15 protein-coding genes are annotated in these 15,664 nt (G+C 63.9%); 4 read left to right on the top strand and 11 right to left on the bottom strand.

Features of this window, described 5'->3' with window-relative positions; all coding sequences use genetic code 11:
* Window positions 1–55: 55 nt before the first annotated feature.
* Genes FHS75_RS15400 through FHS75_RS15390 form a run of 3 tightly spaced genes read right to left on the bottom strand, consistent with a single transcriptional unit; the run spans window position 56 to window position 2,335 of the window.
* Window positions 56–1,546: a class I adenylate-forming enzyme family protein gene (locus tag FHS75_RS15400; protein ID WP_179408567.1), complete on the bottom strand. Its 1,491-nt coding sequence runs from the start codon at window positions 1,544–1,546 to the stop codon at window positions 56–58.
* Window positions 1,543–1,923 carry a MaoC family dehydratase gene (locus tag FHS75_RS15395; RefSeq protein ID WP_179408566.1) on the bottom strand — a complete coding sequence of 127 codons (381 nt, stop codon included), beginning with the start codon at window positions 1,921–1,923 and terminating at the stop codon, window positions 1,543–1,545. Before FHS75_RS15395 ends, FHS75_RS15400 begins: the two co-directional genes overlap by 4 nt.
* Window positions 1,913–2,335, bottom strand: coding sequence for a hypothetical protein (locus FHS75_RS15390; protein WP_179408565.1), 423 nt, complete (start codon window positions 2,333–2,335; stop codon window positions 1,913–1,915). Before FHS75_RS15390 ends, FHS75_RS15395 begins: the two co-directional genes overlap by 11 nt.
* A 92-nt stretch (window positions 2,336–2,427) precedes the next feature.
* Here FHS75_RS15390 and FHS75_RS15385 point away from each other — a divergent pair, with 92 nt between their 5' ends.
* Window positions 2,428–3,132 carry a TetR/AcrR family transcriptional regulator gene (locus FHS75_RS15385; protein ID WP_179408564.1) on the top strand — a complete coding sequence of 235 codons (705 nt, stop codon included), beginning with the start codon at window positions 2,428–2,430 and terminating at the stop codon, window positions 3,130–3,132.
* A gap of 13 nt (window positions 3,133–3,145) precedes the next feature.
* Here the strand turns inward: FHS75_RS15385 and FHS75_RS15380 are convergent, their stop codons facing one another.
* Together FHS75_RS15380 and FHS75_RS15375 are read right to left on the bottom strand one after the other, a co-directional pair.
* Window positions 3,146–5,365: a TonB-dependent receptor gene (locus FHS75_RS15380; RefSeq protein WP_179408563.1), complete on the bottom strand. Its 2,220-nt coding sequence runs from the start codon at window positions 5,363–5,365 to the stop codon at window positions 3,146–3,148.
* Between the two features lie 358 nt (window positions 5,366–5,723).
* On the bottom strand, window positions 5,724–6,287 hold the full coding sequence (locus FHS75_RS15375; RefSeq protein WP_179408562.1) for a nuclear transport factor 2 family protein: 564 nt from the start codon (window positions 6,285–6,287) through the stop codon (window positions 5,724–5,726).
* A gap of 159 nt (window positions 6,288–6,446) precedes the next feature.
* Between FHS75_RS15375 and FHS75_RS15370 the strand changes: the two genes are divergently transcribed.
* The 3 genes from FHS75_RS15370 (at window position 6,447) to FHS75_RS15360 (ending at window position 9,323) form a co-directional block, all read left to right on the top strand.
* Window positions 6,447–7,712 (top strand): cytochrome P450, encoded by a 1,266-nt coding sequence (locus tag FHS75_RS15370; RefSeq protein ID WP_179408561.1) that lies wholly within the window; start codon window positions 6,447–6,449, stop codon window positions 7,710–7,712.
* Complete coding sequence (locus FHS75_RS15365; protein WP_179408560.1) at window positions 7,709–8,398, top strand: TetR/AcrR family transcriptional regulator; 690 nt, start codon at window positions 7,709–7,711, stop codon at window positions 8,396–8,398. The genes FHS75_RS15370 and FHS75_RS15365 overlap by 4 nt, the downstream gene beginning before the upstream one ends.
* A gap of 97 nt (window positions 8,399–8,495) precedes the next feature.
* Window positions 8,496–9,323, top strand: coding sequence for an SDR family NAD(P)-dependent oxidoreductase (locus FHS75_RS15360; RefSeq protein WP_179408559.1), 828 nt, complete (start codon window positions 8,496–8,498; stop codon window positions 9,321–9,323).
* Between the two features lie 79 nt (window positions 9,324–9,402).
* Here FHS75_RS15360 and FHS75_RS15355 read toward each other — a convergent pair whose 3' ends face one another.
* Genes FHS75_RS15355 through FHS75_RS15330 form a run of 6 tightly spaced genes read right to left on the bottom strand, consistent with a single transcriptional unit; the run spans window position 9,403 to window position 15,611 of the window.
* Entirely contained in the window at window positions 9,403–10,071 is a 669-nt protein-coding gene (locus FHS75_RS15355) for a glutathione S-transferase family protein (protein ID WP_179408558.1), read from the bottom strand.
* Between the two features lie 40 nt (window positions 10,072–10,111).
* Window positions 10,112–10,645, bottom strand: a complete 534-nt coding sequence (locus tag FHS75_RS15350) for a VOC family protein (RefSeq protein ID WP_179408557.1) — start codon at window positions 10,643–10,645, stop codon at window positions 10,112–10,114.
* Window positions 10,646–10,648: 3 nt separating this feature from the next.
* Window positions 10,649–11,281: a glutathione S-transferase family protein gene (locus FHS75_RS15345; protein WP_179408556.1), complete on the bottom strand. Its 633-nt coding sequence runs from the start codon at window positions 11,279–11,281 to the stop codon at window positions 10,649–10,651.
* Complete coding sequence (locus FHS75_RS15340) at window positions 11,278–12,060, bottom strand: ThuA domain-containing protein (RefSeq protein ID WP_179408555.1); 783 nt, start codon at window positions 12,058–12,060, stop codon at window positions 11,278–11,280. The genes FHS75_RS15345 and FHS75_RS15340 overlap by 4 nt, the downstream gene beginning before the upstream one ends.
* 7 nt (window positions 12,061–12,067) lie before the next feature.
* Window positions 12,068–13,435, bottom strand: a complete 1,368-nt coding sequence (locus tag FHS75_RS15335; RefSeq protein ID WP_179408554.1) for an aromatic ring-hydroxylating oxygenase subunit alpha — start codon at window positions 13,433–13,435, stop codon at window positions 12,068–12,070.
* Window positions 13,436–13,460: 25 nt separating this feature from the next.
* Window positions 13,461–15,611, bottom strand: a complete 2,151-nt coding sequence (locus tag FHS75_RS15330; protein WP_179408553.1) for a TonB-dependent receptor — start codon at window positions 15,609–15,611, stop codon at window positions 13,461–13,463.
* Between the last annotated feature and the right edge of the window lie 53 nt (window positions 15,612–15,664).

The raw sequence follows: 15,664 nt of genomic DNA, 5'->3' as shown, positions 1-15,664 counted from the left end.
GGTACCGTTTACAACCTGGGCGACACCAGGCTTCCGACCGCGCCGCCTGCGCGATTTAATTGTCCGACGGGCATCGTGCCAATGCCAGCTTCTCGATGGCCGCGCGATCCGGCTTGCCGCTGACGTTGAGGTCGAATTCGTCGCCGGTCGCGAAAAGGAAGGCGCGGGGCATCTTGAAGCTCGCGACCTTGCCTTCGACGAGAGCGCGGGCGTCGCGTTCATCCATCGGCTCCCGGGCAACGATGACCGCCACCGGCACCTCGCCCCACCGTTCGTCCGGACGGCGTACGACGACCGCCTGCTCGATGCGCGGATCGGCGAGCAGATGCCGCTCGATTTCGGCGGGATAGATGTTCTCGCCGCCTGACTTGATGAGGTACTTCGACCGGCCCGCGTATTCGTAACGCCCGTCCGCGCGCTGCGAAAACAGGTCGCCCATCCGGTACCAGCCGTCGCGGAAGGCATCGGCGTTCGCCTCGTCCGCGTTCCAGTAGCCGGAGAACAACCCGGGTCCGCGAACCAGCATCTCGCCGACTTCCCCGCGCGCGACCGGATTGCCGTCGGCATCGCAAAGCTTCATTTCCGAAAGCGAGCTGGCCGTCTTCGCAAGATCGCCGAGATCGCTCCCTTCGCCCAGCAGGTTGCCCGAAAGCGGTCCCATACCGGTCTCAGTGCTGCCGAACGTGTTCAGGAACGGTGCCTCGAAGACCCGCACGGCCTCGGCGATTTCGCTTTGCGGGACGAGGTCGGCCATGCAGCCCACCGCCTTCAGGCCACTTGGCACGATCGAACGCGCGCGCATCGCCTCGATCACCGGCAGGATGGTCGCCGGCACGAGCAGCAGCCAGCCGATGCGGTTGTCCGCAAGGATCGCAGCGATGCGATCGGGCTGGAAACCGTCGACTATATGGACGGTGCCGCCCGACATCAGCGTCGCCATCATGTGCTCGCTGCCGCCCATGTGGAACATCGGCGTCCACGAAACGAAACCGTCGTCCTCAGCCAGCCCCAGGTCGAGGCGAAGCGTGCACATCCGCGCGATTTCCGCCTGCTGCGAGATGAGCGCGGCTTTCGGGAGTCCGGTCGTGCCGCTCGTGTAGATGATGATCCAGTCGTCGTCCGGCGATGCGAAACCGGTCGGCGCACGTTCGGCCCGCACGGATCCGAGCGGAAACACAGGCTTGTCCGTGTCTATCGCTCCGGCAGCTTCGGAGTAGCGCTCGGAATGGAGCAGGCAGCGCGGGTCGACCAGTTCCACGCAATACGAGAGTTCGGCGGCGGCAAGGCGCCAGTTCAGGCACGCCGCGATCGCCCCGATCGCCGAACACCCGAGTTCGCACAGCGCGTATTCGATCGAATTCTCGGAAAGGATCGCGACCCGGTCACCGCGTACGACGCCCCTTTCCTCGAGGCCTGCGGCCACGCGTCGCGCTTCATGCAGCAGCTCGCCATAGCTGAGCTTTCGCGTGCCGTCGTCGAGCGCGATCGCGTCCGGTCGCTCGCTCGCGCGCGCCTCGATCAGCCCGAGGATCGTCGCCCCGCTCACCTTTCGGTCTTCGGCATCGCGAATGTCGCCTCCAGGACCGTCTCCCCCAAAGGCAGGCGCCGCAACTCGACCTGACCTTCCCGGCCTTCGAGACGCGAAAAGCCGGCCTCGACCGTGTCGCCCGCCAATACGTTGCCGGAAAATCGCGCTTCCAGCTCGCTCGGGGTCCCGCTATCGAATTCGTCCGCGATCAGGTTCAGGACGTAGGCGAGGTTCGTCGGGCCGGGATTGACCGTCGCGTCCCCGAAGCCGAGTTCGCGCGCCGCGGATGCATCGATGTGGATGGGATTGGGATCGCCGAGCATCTCTGCCCAGAAATGCATGTCGAGGCCCGGCACCGCCTCGAGCCGCCAGGTCCTGCGGCTGTCATCGCTCATCGTCGCTCTCCCGTTCGGGCAATATCATGTGGATATCCACTTCGGCGCATTCGGTCTCGCCATGCAGCACGGTGAACCGGATCCTCGCATGGATCGCCTTCCCGAACCGGCGGCTTTGCTTCGCGACGGTATCGACGATCCGTGCTTCCACTCCATATTCGCTATCGACGGTCATGGGAGCCAGCCACCTGATGCGGGTGCTTGCCAGGACGGGTCCGGCCTCGATCGACGACCCGCACAACTCGCACAGCGCCGCGATCGATGTTCCCATGCCACCGAGCGCGGCGATGAACGCGAAGATCGGGTGCGCGTTGCCGTCCGCTCTCGGAAGCGCCTTGCAACTTGCCCGGGCACGGTCGTCCATGCCGGACGTTATGAGGAACGTTCCCGGCTCGAGCTCAGGTGTGGTCACCTCACGAGTCATGAATGCCTGCCCCGGCCAGAGCGTCCCCCGTTTCCACGCGTCGACTTGCGACAGCGACCGAATGGTGGTTGATCTGCGTCATGAGCACAACCGGATCCGACATCGCGGAAGACAATGGCCCCGCCTGGCGCAGGCGCAAGAGCGATCGCCCCGGCGAAATCAAGGCGGCGGCGAAGCGGCTTCTGGAAGCCCGCGGCATGGCGGGCGTTTCGGTAGCCCGCATCGCGACCGAGGCGAACGTTTCCGAAGCGCTCGTCTACCGCTACTTCGACAGCAAGCAGGCGCTGGTGAACCAGGTCCTTACCGACTGGGCGACGCCGTTCATCGTGCGCCTTCTGGACGAACTCGAAAGCGTCAAAGGCGCACGCGCACGGCTTACGCGGATCGCGATCTCGTTCCTGCGCAACATGGAAGAAACGCCGAGGCTTCATAAGGTCTACTATCAGGAACTGCGCTGGGCCGACTATCAGGGCTCGCCGCTTCACCGGCTGAACCGGCGCTTCACCAACACGGTCGTCGAAACCGTCGAGGATGGCATCGCCAGTGGAGAACTGCGTGCCGACCTCGACAGCGCAATGGTCCGCGACATGCTTTTCGGCGGGCTCGAGCATGTCGCGATGCGCACCTCGCTGGCGGGACGGCAGGCCGATGCCGACCTTCTCGCCCGTTCCTACGTCGACATGATGCTCGACGGTCTCCGGGCCGAGAAACAGCCGGCGGATATCAGCAGCATCGCGGCGGCGGTAAGCCGCCTTGAAGCCAAGATCGACGGCCTGTCCGGCTAGACCGCCCCGCCCGTCAGAACTCATACTGCAGACGGACGCCGACCTGCCGGGGAGGCGAATAGACGGGAGCGTCGGCCTGGTTTCCGAGCAGCGCGCTCGTGAAATAGGCCTTGTTGGTGATGTTCTTGCCGAAAACGGACACGCGCAATCCTCCGTCGCCGGGCCGATAGCCGAGCTGCGCATTGAGAATGGCGTAGGGACCCGTCCTGACCCTGTCGAGCAAGTCGAAACTGTAGGCGCTCGAATACGAAAGCGTGACATTGCCGTCGAGCGTTCCCGAACCGACATAGTCCTCGTAGCGAACCGAGGCGCTGCCGGTCAGCCTGGCTGCCTTGAGCAGACGCTGCCCGCTCGCATCCACGACGACCTGCGACATCCCCGCCGCCGAATTCGGAAGGGCGAAGGCAACGCCGTTCTCGAAGACATCGTACTTCGCCTCGGGCAGCCAGGAGCCGAGCAGGCGGAATTCGAAGGCCTCGCCCAGCCCGATCGTCAGGTCGCCGTCCAGTCCGTAGATGGTGGCGTCCGCCGCATTGGCGAGGATGGTGTTCGTGCCGTCGAAGAACTGGACCTGGAGATCGGTGTAATCGTAGTAGAACGCCGCCAGCGAAACCGAAAAGCCGGGTTGGGCGGCCTTGAAGCCGACTTCGTAGCTGGTCAGTTTCTCGGGGTTGGCGAAATTGTTGGACTGGCCGGTCGTATCGAGCACCGCGCTTTTGAACCCGCGCGAGAATGTCGCGTAGATGTTCATGTCGGGAGTGATGTCGTAACGCACCGACACGCGAGGGGTCCATGCGTCGGATACGACCGCCCCCGTCGTCGGGAAGCGCGGCACCGCGTCGCCCAGGCCATAGCGACGTTCGCGGCTGTAACGCAGCCCGCCGATCAGGTGCAGGCTGTCCGAAACGTCGACGCTGACCTCGCCGAAAGCGGCCCAGGCGCGGGTCTTGATCGTCGAGTTGAATTCGACGGCGTAGGTCCGGCTCGGGTCCACCCTGCCCGTGGGCGTCAGCAGCGGCTGGATGCCGTTGCCCATGTAGTGGCTGTCGCGGTAGTAGAATGCGCCGGCCACGAAACTGACCGCGCCGAACTTCTCGGAGGCGAAAGACAATTCCTGCTGGAAGGTCTCCTCGGGATAGTCCTCGTCGTAGAGAATGCAGGCGAACGCGGCCGAGCACTGCGGCGAATAGGCCGCATCGATGTCGACCGTTATCCGGGCCTCGATATCCTGGTACGCGGTGATCGAGGTGATCGTGCCGATGCCGTCGAGATCGAGCTTGCCGGTCAGCGAGATCGCCTTGGTCTCTACGCGCGTCGGGTTCGATCCGCGCTCCAGTTCGGTCGCCACGTGCCAGGGCTCGTCGGGCACCACCGAGTCCGGGTAGAACTGCGAAGCCGAGTTGCCGCGCAGCGGCTGTGTCGCCATCGCGGCGAAATCGGTGCGCTTGCCGATCGATCCCGAGGCCAGGAACTCGAGATTGTCCGTTGGCGTGAACAGCAGCTTCAGCCCGACGTTGTACTTGCGGACCATGCCGGTCTGCCCGCCGGTGCGCAGGTTCGTGAGATACCCGTCGATATACTCGTAATATCCCGAAACGCTCGCAGCGAGCAGATCGGGCACGACCGGCCCCGAGACGTACCCCTTGATCGTGGTGTCGGTAGAGGTTCGCGCGCCGCCACCGAAGAAGATGCCCTCGCTTACCTCGATCGATCCGGCGACGTCGAATGTCGGCTTGCGCGTGTGGATGACGATCGCTCCGGCAGTGGCGTTACGGCCGAACAGGGTGCCCTGCGGACCCTTGAGCACTTCGAGCCGCTCGATGTCCGCAAGTTCGAAGACATTGGCGAGCTGGTTCGGCTGGTAAACGCCGTCGACGTAGATGGCGACGGGCGAATCGGCCCCTGCCAGCGCCACGGTCGACTGGACCCCGCGGATGGTCGGCGCGGCGAAGGCGCCCTGGGTGGTGAAGGTCAGGCCCGGAACGACGTTGCCGAGATCGCGGATGTCGTCGACTCCCGCCTGGGCGAGCTGGTCGCCGCTTTGCGCGGTGATCGAAAGAGGAACGTCCTGCAGCCGTTCTTCGCGACGTTGCGCGGTGACGACGATGACACCCTCCCGCGCATCGACCTCGTCCTGAGCCTGCTGGGCATAACCGGGCGTGCTTGCCAGCAGGCCGGCAGTCACTCCACCCAGGCACAGCGCGACGCCCGATTTCATCGATTGCTTCGACATCCTTCCCTCCGCTTTATGTGAGTCGCACTGATAAGGATGGCTCATCAAAGTGTAAAGCGGGTTATGGAGGGCCGCGGTATCTAACGGATTTCAGACTGCAAGTGGCCATTATTCCTGGTTCCGAGCGAGATTCGGCGCGGTTCGACCTCCTTTGCCCAGTCACATCCGTAATGGGGATTGCTTATTTTTCTGCTTGCCAGAGATTTGACAGGCCTTCGTGACAGGCTGGCAACGCAGGGTACGACAGCCGCGATCCCGCGAAGAGAACAGTCCTGCCGCAGCCCCGCACATGGCATGGAAAGCCCGCCCCTGGACGGTGCCTGCCTTCGCCCGAACGACCGGACCGGCTCCGGACCGGTCAGGGGCGAAGGTACGAAGGGTCGCCCCTGTCCTGCCTGCCCATGCCGGGGATGGGGTAGCGATCGGCGGCGGGGGACCAGCGCTCCCATTCGCGGAAGCCGACATGGTGGAAGACGCGCCATTCGCCATCGCGGCGCTCGAACCACTTGATGTACCGGCCGCCGACGAAATGGTCCTCGTCGATCGCGTCGTCGTGATGCGGGATCAGCACCTCGGCGATCGAGCCACTCGATTTCAGGTTGGCGGGCAGCCGGTGATAGCCGGTGAAATAGGATTCGGTGTAGGCGCGATCGCCGTCGAGCTCGATGCCGATATTGCTCACCGTGTGCATGGCGACATCGCACAGCGACACGAATTCCAGTGCCGCGGCGCAGAATTCCTCCGCGTGCCCCTTGTAGGGCGGATGATCGATGGTCGCCCCCGGCCAGAAGACGGTGGCCAGCAGGTCGGCATCGCGCCGATCCACCGCCCTGCAGTAGCGTTCGACGACTTGCGCGATCTGCATTCGCGAACGCAAGTCGTCGAGCGTCTCCTCGGCACCCACGGCGAATCCTGACGACATCCGGCATCCTCCTCGTTTTCGCGCACCGTACCGGCGCATCATTCAAATGCAAACTGCGATTCGCTAATTGCATAAAACCGCTGTCTGGGCGAAACAGGCGCGGAAAAGGGGGCGGCCCGACGCGGGCGAGCCCTCGGATGCGGGAGATCGAGAAGCGCCATGACCGAAAAGCAGATCCGTTTCGACGATCCCGAACTGCTCAGGTGCCCCTACGAGGCATATGCCAGGCTGAGAGACGGGGAGCCTGTCTTTCGCGACAACGCGACCGGAAGCTGGGTCATCACCCGGTACGAGGACGTGCGCGACATCCTGATGGATCCGGTCCGCTTCGGGAGCGCGGGCTATCTCGATCAGGTGCAGGACGCCGTCCTTGCCGAACGGGCAGCGAAGATTCGCGCGCTCTACGAGGAAAAGGGATGGCTGCCCGCCCCTGCGCTGGGCTTCATCGACGAGCCGCGCCACGGCGATGTGCGGGCGATTTTCGAGAAGGCGTTCCGGGCCGGTCGCATCAAGCAGATGGATCCGAAGATCCGCGACAGCGCCTACGAGGTCGTGCGCGCGATCTCCGGCAAGGGCACATGCGATTTCGTCGATACAGTCGCCATCCCGCTGCCGCTGAAAGTGACCGGCCTGATCACATCGGTGCCCGAAGCAGACTTGCCTAAAATCCGCAAATGGACCGATGCGTTCATCCGGCGCTTCGGCCTGATGATTTCGGAAGAAGAGGAACGCGAATGCGTCCTCCTCGAGATCGAGGCTCAGCATTACCTGATGGACATCATCGAACGGCTGCGTCGCCAGCCCGAGGACAACCTGCTGAGCGACATCGTCAACACGCCGATGAGCGACGGCTCGAAGCTCAACGACAACGAACTGCTCTCGCACCTCATGGCAGACACCTTCGTCGGCGGCAGCGAGACGACGACCAGCGCGCTTTCGTCCGGGATGCGGATGCTGGCAGAGGACCGCGCGCTCTGGGACGACATCGCCATCGATCCGGACAATCGGCTCCGTCCGTTCGTCGAGGAAGTCCTTCGTCTCGAAAGTCCCGTGCAGGGCCTCTACCGGGTCGCCAGAGAGCCCGTCACGCTTCACGGCGTCGATATCCCGCGCGGTGCGGTACTAAACTTGCGATATGCAGCAGCCAACCGGGACGAGGAAAAATTCCCGCACCCCGCACGGCTCGATATCGGGCGCAAGGCACCGGGAGCGCACCTCGCTTTCGGATCGGGCATCCACCACTGCGTTGGCGCCACTCTCGCCCGGCGCGAACTGTTCTGGGGTTTCAGGGCGGTCTTCGACTGTCTCGACGGTGTCGAGCTCGATTCCGCGAACGGCTTCGAATATGCGCCCAGCCTGATGCTGCGGCGGCTCGCGTCCCTGAGGATCAGGTACCGGGCACGACAGGCAGGCGGGGGCAGTTGAGCCGCGACGACGACATCCGCCCGGGCCTGCTCGGTAGTATGCCGATTTCATGGCTGGACCAATCCGAATGGATCATCGAGGCGCGCCAGGCCCGCAGCCGGGAGACGTTTCGCAAGATCCTCGATGCCGCGGTGAAACTCTTCGTCGAGAAGGGTTTCGATGGCACCACCATGGCGCAGATCGCAGCGGCGGCAGGCATCGCTCCCGGCTCGATCTACCGCCGGTTCGCCGACAAGGAGGGCCTGCTGAACTCGGTGATCGACAGCTATTACCGAACGCGGATCGACGAATTCGACCGGCTGGTTGAGGAGCGCTTCCGCTCACTCGATACCGCAGAGCAAATACTCGAACTCTACAACCGCATGATCTTCAGCGCCTACCGCAAGGATCGCGGGCTCATCCGCCTTGTCGAGCGCCGGTCGCACACGGACGCCGGCGTTCGGGAGAAGCAGCGGCGATCCTTCGTGCACGTAAGCAGCGCGATCGCGGACGTCCTTGCCGCCGCCATGCCGGCCACCACCGTCGAGGAACTTCGCAAGCAGGTGCTGGAATGGCATCTGGTGCAGCGCGGCATCCTCGTCTCGCTCATCCTGCCCGACGGCACCATCGAGGACGCCGTGCTTTCGCTGGACGACCCGACGTTCGAGGCGAGGGTCCTTTCGCTTTCGAAGGCCTGGATTCTCTGATCCCGCCAGCAACGCGCCTATTGAAACCGGTCCTGTTTGCAGCCACGAACTGGTACGCCTGCATATCAGCGCCATGAAGTGAAACAGGGAGGACAGGATGCCGATCGAGCTTACATTTCCCAAGGGCGGCGCCCTCATGGCCGGAGGGACCGGAACGATCGGTCGCGGCGTCGTCGAGGGACTGTGCCGGGCGGGCGTGCCGGTACTGTTCACCTACCGCGGAGCCGGACGCCATGACAGCGAGGCGATCGCCAACGATCTCGTCGAGCGGCTTTCCGCGCAAGGGTGCCGCATCCGCGCGCGCAAGATGGATATGCGCGATACCCGGCAGGTCGAGGAAGCGATGGACGAGGTCGTCGAATGGACCGGGCGGCTCCACTCGGTGATGACCACGGCTGGCGCCATCCCGATTTTCGCGAAAACCGGCGACTACGAAGTCGAGAAGCTCGCCGCCTTCATCGATGGCGATTTCATGGCCTATTTCCGCCTGTTTCGCTCGGCGATCCAGCGAATGCGCGCGAGCGGCGGCGGATCGCTGACCTGCACGACCACCATCGACGTGGGGAAGCTGGCGCTCTACAACGGCGCTTCGGGAATGTCGAAAGGCGCGGTCGAGGCGATGATGCGCCATATCGCGTCCGAAGAAGCGCAGGCCGGCATCCGCGCCAACTACGTGCGCATCGGCTGGGTGGGCGACGACAGCTTCGACGATCATCCAGAATGGCGCGAACCGCCCGAAGGCCCGGAACCGGTCACACAGGCCGAAATGCTTGCCCACATCGCCCGAAGCCACATGGACGCGATGCCGATGCAGCGGCCCGGAAACCTGCGGGAAGTTGGCGATGTCTTCGCCTTCCTGGCATCCGAGCAGGCATCGTACCTGACGGGACAGTGCATCAAGATGGACGGAGCGGAGGACCGCTGAGCGGTCGCCGGACGAGGCCTGATCGCCAGCGGACAACAGAGGAGCGTTCAGCCCGCGTCCGACTGCGACGGCGAAGTCCTCATTCGAGGCTTCCCGGCTCCCCGTGCCATGCGGTCGGGCGGCTTTTCATCCGCCTGAAGAAGTCCTGCAGCCACGGTGCTCCTGCCGGAATTGGCTGGCCATGGTTCTCGCCGAACTGGAGGAAGCAATGGAGATAGATGTCGGCGAGCGAGAAGCGGTCGCCGCAAACCCATTCGCGGTCCTTCAGCATACCGTCGATCCAGAGCATCTTCTCGTTCGCCTTGTGCTTCAGCACGGGTCCGGCTTCGCGAGGCAGGACGATCTTGGTCAGCAGGTCGCCCGCCTTGCGGTCCGCCTCGAAGAATTCGGCCCCATCCTCGGCGATGAAGCCTTCGCCCATCGGCATCGCGATGTTCTGGTCGATACGCCGCACCCACATCCGCGTTTCCGCGCGTTCGAGCGGCGTTGCCCCGATCAGCGGCGGTTCGGGATGAGTGTCCTCGATATATTCGCAGATCGCCACGATCTCGCAGATGGCGGTACCGTCTTCGAGCACGATGGCGGGCAATTCGCCCAGGGGATTGACGTTGCGCACGAAATCCTCGCGGCGGTTGTCGCGCGAAAGAAGGGCGATCTCGCGCCGTTCGGGCTCCAGACCCTTTTCGCGAATGAACATCCACGCGATCCAGGGGCTGGGTGCGAAAACGTCGAAATCGTAGAAGATCATTCGGTGCCTTTCCTCGTCGTTGGCATGCCAGGTCCGTCCGTCAGGGCGCGGGCATGTCCCGGATCGGCGCGGTGTGGCCGTCCCATTCCTTCCGTGCCGCTTCGGACAGGTCGAAGAATGCCCGGCTCTCCCCGGAATCGGTGATGAGCTCGACGAACAGGCCCAGGTCGTGCCGGCAATCGAAATAGCGCAGTTCCGTACTCTCCGACAGCCGCGCGGAAGTGACCATTTCGGCGCCCAGCTGCGGGGCCGCGCCGTCGATGTCGGCGCACAGGATGCCGTGATGGTGCGCCCTGATCTCGTCTCTGGCAGGCGGTTCGGAGCCGTAGACACTGGGCCACTCGCCGCGCGGGACGATCAGTTCGACCATCAGCGGCCCTGCCTGCCCGAAGGCGATATCCAGCGTCATTTCCTGCGGGCGGCCCATGTAGCTCCACCCGTCGAAACGCATGTCGGGCAGGACGTGGAAGGGACCTGCGCCGAACCGTTCGATCCAGCGGGTAGCGGCAAGCTCGAGGTCGCCGACGACATAGCCGAGCTGGCGAACCGTGAGCGGGTGGCTTGCCTGCTTCACCGGTCAGGCCTTCGAACTCGGGCGAGTCTTCATCGCGCTGTACCAGCGCGCGATGTTGTCGCCGTGGTTCGCCGGGTCGAGGCCGATCCACTTGGCAAAGCCGCAACTGACGAAGCCGGTGATGTCGGCCACGGTAAACCGGTCTCCTCCGACGTACTCGCTTTCACCGAGCCTCGCATCGAGCATCGTAAGGAAATCCTCCGACAGCACTTTCCCGCGCTCGGCCAGCGCCTCTATCTGCGCGAATTCGCGCGGGCTCCCCGGCACTGCGCGATTGCGGAAAACGGGCGTCGTCTCGCGGAATGCATAGGCGATCGAGAGGATGCCCTCGCGCTCCATCCGGCGCTCCCAGCTTTCGACAACGGCGGCTTCCTTCGGCGTCTTGCCGAACAGATTGGGTTCGGGGTGCAGGGCCTCAAAGAAGCGGCAGATCGCGATCGATTCCCCGATCACCTGCCCGTCGTCCAGCCGGAGGCAGGGGATCAGGCCCGCCGGATTGACCTGGCGGTAGGCGTCGGAAAGGTTCTCGCCCCCGCCGATGTCGATTTCCTCGCGCGGGACATCGACGTCCTTTTCGGCGAGGAACATGCGAACGCGACGACCGTTCACCGCGTCCTTGCAATCGTAGAGCTTCATGCGCGCGCCTCGCACAGCCAGGCGATGCCGCGGCGCAGGACTTCGAGGTAGTTTGGATCGTCCCACGGCCCGCGCACCGGCGGAGCTTCGTCCATCAGCGGGCGCATGTCGTACTTGCCGCAAGCGTGGCCGAGCGGGGAATAGAGGACAGCGCCCTCGCCGTGGTCCTTGACGTAAAGCTGCGGGCGGGGCGGGTCGTCGGTGATCTCGCCGGTGACGTAGCCCGGCGTCGGCCCCTTGTAGCGCGCCGATAGCAGCGTCCGGAGATCGCCCAGCGGCGTCGCGACATAAGGCTCGTCGGTGACGGTAAAGTCCTTGAGCCCCCGCGTGACCGGGTGCTCTCCATCCTCGACGTGAATGTGGATTTCCTGCGCGGCGAGATGCGTGACGAAGCGGCTTCCGATCAGGTTCATGAACAGCGGCGAGACGTCCTCGGCTGTCGGTTTGACCAGGCCGGGAATGCGCACTCCGCTGGTGACGATCTCCGGCCCGTCGGTGAATTCGAGGTGCGCATTGACGGCGTGGAGCGCCATCAGTCGGCCGCCGCCGCGCACGAACGCGTTCATCGCCTCGGCCTCGGCACCGCCCGGCATCATGTCGCATGTGTAGAGCACCAGCCCGCAGCACTCGTCGAGCGTTTCGAGCCCGTCGAAATCCATCGCGCAAGTCGCCCTGATCCGTTCGTCCTCGGCGAACAGTTCGAGCAACTTCAGGCGAGCCAGATCGAAATCGTGGTACTTGCCGCCTGTTACGACGTGAATCCTGCGAACGTCGCTCATCCTGCCCTCACCTGTCGCCGTGCATCGGGAAATCGCCCATCAGGTAGCGATCGATCGTCTGGTGAAAATGCCGCAAGCGCACTTCCTGCTCGCCCAGGATCATGCCCCTGAAGCCGAGCGAGGCGGTGCCCTGCTGCATCGTCGGCATGTTGGTGCCGTCCTGCTGCAGGACGTTGGCGAGGACGGGATCGAAGGTGCCTTCGAACGCGGCTCCGTAGTCGGGAAGTTCGTCATGCCGGAAGAGCTTGTATTCGACTTCGGGACGGGGCGCGTCGGGTGGATCGTGACGCGTGATCAGGAAGTCGTAATAGCAATAGTTCGGATCGCTCTCGTGCGGTCGGTACCGGAACACGATCGACATCTCTGGCGTCGAGGTGAACGTCGTGCTCGGGAAGAACGTATAGTGGTATTGATGGACGAGTTGCTCGTCGTTCATCTGTTCGTACGGAATGTGCGTCTTGCCTTCCAGCGAGCGCTTGTGCGCGACCATCGTCAGGTGAACGTCCTTCGCCGCGCCATCGTATCCCTCCGGCGCGCCCAGCATCTTCTCCCGGATCGGCGTCATCGAATCGCGGTCCGGCATGAGTTCGCTGACCGTCTGGTTGAAATTGAGCATCCGGCTGTGAATGCCGAGCAGCTCGATCGGCACGTCGAACCCTTCGGCGAAATTGAGGAATTCGGGATGCAGCGCCTCGAAGTGATAGCTTTCGTTGAAGGCGTCGTGCGCGTGCTTCCAGTTGCCCTGCCATTCGAACGACTTGTGATCGACGAGACTATAGCGTTCCAGCGCATAGCTTTCGAGATGGCGACCCGCTTCACCGAGGAAATCGCGCAATGCCGCGGCTTCGCGGTCCATGTTGAACCAGACCCAGCCGCCCCAGGTATCGACCTGCAGCGGCGGCAGCGCGAGCTCGTCCGAGGGAACGCCGTTGGCGAATTGCGGGAACAGCTGCGGGTGCATGACTTGCCGCAGGCTGCCGTCGAGGTTCCATTCCCACCCGTGGAAAGGGCACTTGAATTTCTCGGCCAGGCCCTCGCGCGTCTGGCACAGGACGTTGCCGCGATGCTGGCAGACGTTGAAGAACCCGCGAATCTTCCCGTCCTCGCCCTTCACGAAGAGCAGCGATTCGCGGCCGAGCGAATGGACGCGGAAGTCGCCCGGCTCCTCCAGTTCGGAAACATGGCAGCCAACGTGCCACGTCTTCGTCCAGATCATGTCCCATTCGCGCTTCATGAACTCGCGCGAGTGGAAGCGTTCGCCGTCGATCCGCTGAAGTCCGATATCGGGAATCGGCTTGCGCGGAAGGAAGGGGGCGGCCTTGTAGTCCCCCTCCTGCTTCCGGCCGTCCACGAATTCCTTTTCTACCTTCGCCATTTTTTCGGTTCCAAAGAGGTGTACGTCAGAACTTCTTCTCCAGCGCGATGCCGATGGTACGCGGGTAGGGCACCTGATTCTGACCGCCGGGGCGCGATATCGGCCTTCCCGAATTGCCGACGTTATCCGAGAACAGCGAAACCTCGAAATCGTCGCGCGCAAAGCCGACGCGAACCGATCCGATACCGTTCCACGGCGCGTAGACACCGTTGAACACGCTCTGCTGCCGCGAGCGATACGAATAGCGACCGGAAATCCTGAGGTCCCAGTCGTTGCCGACCGGCGCCACATAGTTTGCCGCGATCGATGCGGTTCGTTTCGCCGTGCCGGGAAGCTGGCGCCCTTCCGAAAGCCAGGGCAGTGCCGCCGAAACCTCGGGGATCACGCTCTTGATCTCCGTCTTGTTGATATTGCCCGCAGCCTGGATCGAGAGGCCGGAAAACGGCGTGCGCCACGAAATCTGCGCGTCGATGCCCTTGCCCTCGATATCGCCCACCGGGACGACAATCGATTGCAACGTCGGCGAAAGCTCGATCTGCGCGTCCTTCCAGTCGAAGTAGTAGCCCGAAAGCGCGACATCGACACCGCCGAAGCTCCACTTGATGCCCGCTTCGTAGTTCCACAGCGTGTCGGGCGGAGAGCTGTTGTCGAAATTGGTGCCCAGGGCTCCGTTCGCGCCCGCGATGATCGACGAAGACGTGATGGCGCCCGAACGAAAGCCCTTGGCGACCTCGCCGTAGATCATGCCGTTCTCGGCAGGATGGATCGACACGTTGAAGCGCGGGTTGAACGTGTTGTTCTTCGCCCGGTCCACGCCGACAGTCGGGACGGTGACGCCCGCCTCGGTCAGGGTGATCGAGCTGTTCTCGTCGAAACGGCGCTTTTCCTCGTAGTAGCGACCACCGACGGTCACGTCGACGAGGCCATCGGCGAAGCCGTAGGTCGCATCGCCGTAGACCGCCCACGACTTGCTCTCGAGCCGGTTGTCGTTGAACGTCGCGAGGCCCAGCTGGCCGCCGACCGGGAAGTCGGGAAGGTCCACGCTCTGCCCGCCTTCGGTACTGCCGTCTTGGTAGAAGAAGCCGACGATCCACGTCAGCGGCCCGGTGCCGTTCGAGGCGAGGCGCAGGTCCTCGTTGAAGTTCTTGGTGACCAGCGGCCAGAAGCTGGCGAAATCGCCGATGCCCGGAATGAACCCGCCGTTGTTCACGACGACGCGGTTCTTGATGTAGCCTGTCGTCGACATCAGCGTCGCGAAGCCGAGGTCGTACTCGATATCGCCGGTGATCAGCGTGAAGCGCGAATTGGCGATGCCGAAGGTCTGGTCGAGGATCGGCGGGTCGAACAGCGTGATGCGGTTGGAGAAGTCCTGGTTCGAGCGGTTGTGCCAGACCGCCAGCTGGATCATCAGGTTGTCGGTCGGCTCGGCGCGCAGCTTCAGGCGGCCGTTGAACGCGTTGGCGTCGTTCGAATCTTCCTTGCCCGTCGCGATGTTGTCCGCGAACCCGCCGACGGTCTTGTAAGAAGCGACGCCGCGCAGCGCGACCGTGCCCTCGGCCAGCGGCACGTTGATCATGACGTCGGCGCTTCCGCCCGGCTCGCCGCCGTCGGTGATGTTGGCGGTCATGCGGGCGGACATGGCCGTGTCGTAGAGGTCCGGATTGTTGCTCAGCACCTTGATCGTGCCGCCCAGCGAGCCGAGCCCGTAGAGCGTTCCGGACGGGCCGCGAAGCACTTCGACGCGGTCGAGATCGTAGAAATCGACTGCCGGCGCGTAGGGCCTGCCCGGAAGCGAGAATGCGAAGTTGTCGAGATAGAAGCCGATCGTCGGATCGCCGTCGGTTTCCGCTGCGGCCACGCCGCGAATCTGGAAGACGTTAGAGCCAACGGAGATCGTCGAGCCGATGGTCGCACTGGGAACCAGCGAGATCACGTCCTCGATCTGGTCGACGCCGAGATCCTGGAGTTCCTCCCCGCCAAGCGCCTGTACCGCTTGCGGGACTTCGGTGAGCACCTGTTCGCGGCGCTGCGCGGTCACGACGATCGGGGCTGGCCCGGCGGTATCGCGGACGGCGACACCCTCCTGCGCCGAAGCGCCGGCCGACCACGCGAACATGCTGGACATAAGTGCCGTTGCGAGCCCGAGGCGCAGTTTCCCCGGCAATGTACTAGCCATTAGCAATCCCCTCTCCCGCGGACCGCTCTTTTTCGGCAGCCCCGCTTTATTAA

It is taken from the genome of Novosphingobium marinum, from assembly GCF_013408095.1.
GTDB lineage: Bacteria > Pseudomonadota > Alphaproteobacteria > Sphingomonadales > Sphingomonadaceae > Novosphingobium > Novosphingobium marinum.
The sequence above is the reverse complement of the archived record's forward strand: the minus strand, read 5'-3'. Positions and strand labels throughout refer to the sequence as shown.

What these genes read in the sequence shown, in the direction of transcription:
- FHS75_RS15395 (WP_179408566.1), bottom strand. Translation starts at nt 1,923, where the DNA reads ATGAGCGATGACAGCCGCAGGACCTGGCGGCTCGAGGCGGTGCCGGGC.
- FHS75_RS15340 (WP_179408555.1), bottom strand. Translation starts at nt 12,060, where the DNA reads ATGAGCGACGTTCGCAGGATTCACGTCGTAACAGGCGGCAAGTACCAC.
- FHS75_RS15385 (WP_179408564.1), top strand. Translation starts at nt 2,428, where the DNA reads ATGAGCACAACCGGATCCGACATCGCGGAAGACAATGGCCCCGCCTGG.
- FHS75_RS15375 (WP_179408562.1), bottom strand. Translation starts at nt 6,287, where the DNA reads ATGTCGTCAGGATTCGCCGTGGGTGCCGAGGAGACGCTCGACGACTTG.
- FHS75_RS15355 (WP_179408558.1), bottom strand. Translation starts at nt 10,071, where the DNA reads ATGATCTTCTACGATTTCGACGTTTTCGCACCCAGCCCCTGGATCGCG.
- FHS75_RS15345 (WP_179408556.1), bottom strand. Translation starts at nt 11,281, where the DNA reads ATGAAGCTCTACGATTGCAAGGACGCGGTGAACGGTCGTCGCGTTCGC.
- FHS75_RS15380 (WP_179408563.1), bottom strand. Translation starts at nt 5,365, where the DNA reads ATGTCGAAGCAATCGATGAAATCGGGCGTCGCGCTGTGCCTGGGTGGA.
- FHS75_RS15370 (WP_179408561.1), top strand. Translation starts at nt 6,447, where the DNA reads ATGACCGAAAAGCAGATCCGTTTCGACGATCCCGAACTGCTCAGGTGC.
- FHS75_RS15330 (WP_179408553.1), bottom strand. Translation starts at nt 15,611, where the DNA reads ATGGCTAGTACATTGCCGGGGAAACTGCGCCTCGGGCTCGCAACGGCA.
- FHS75_RS15335 (WP_179408554.1), bottom strand. Translation starts at nt 13,435, where the DNA reads ATGGCGAAGGTAGAAAAGGAATTCGTGGACGGCCGGAAGCAGGAGGGG.
- FHS75_RS15360 (WP_179408559.1), top strand. Translation starts at nt 8,496, where the DNA reads ATGCCGATCGAGCTTACATTTCCCAAGGGCGGCGCCCTCATGGCCGGA.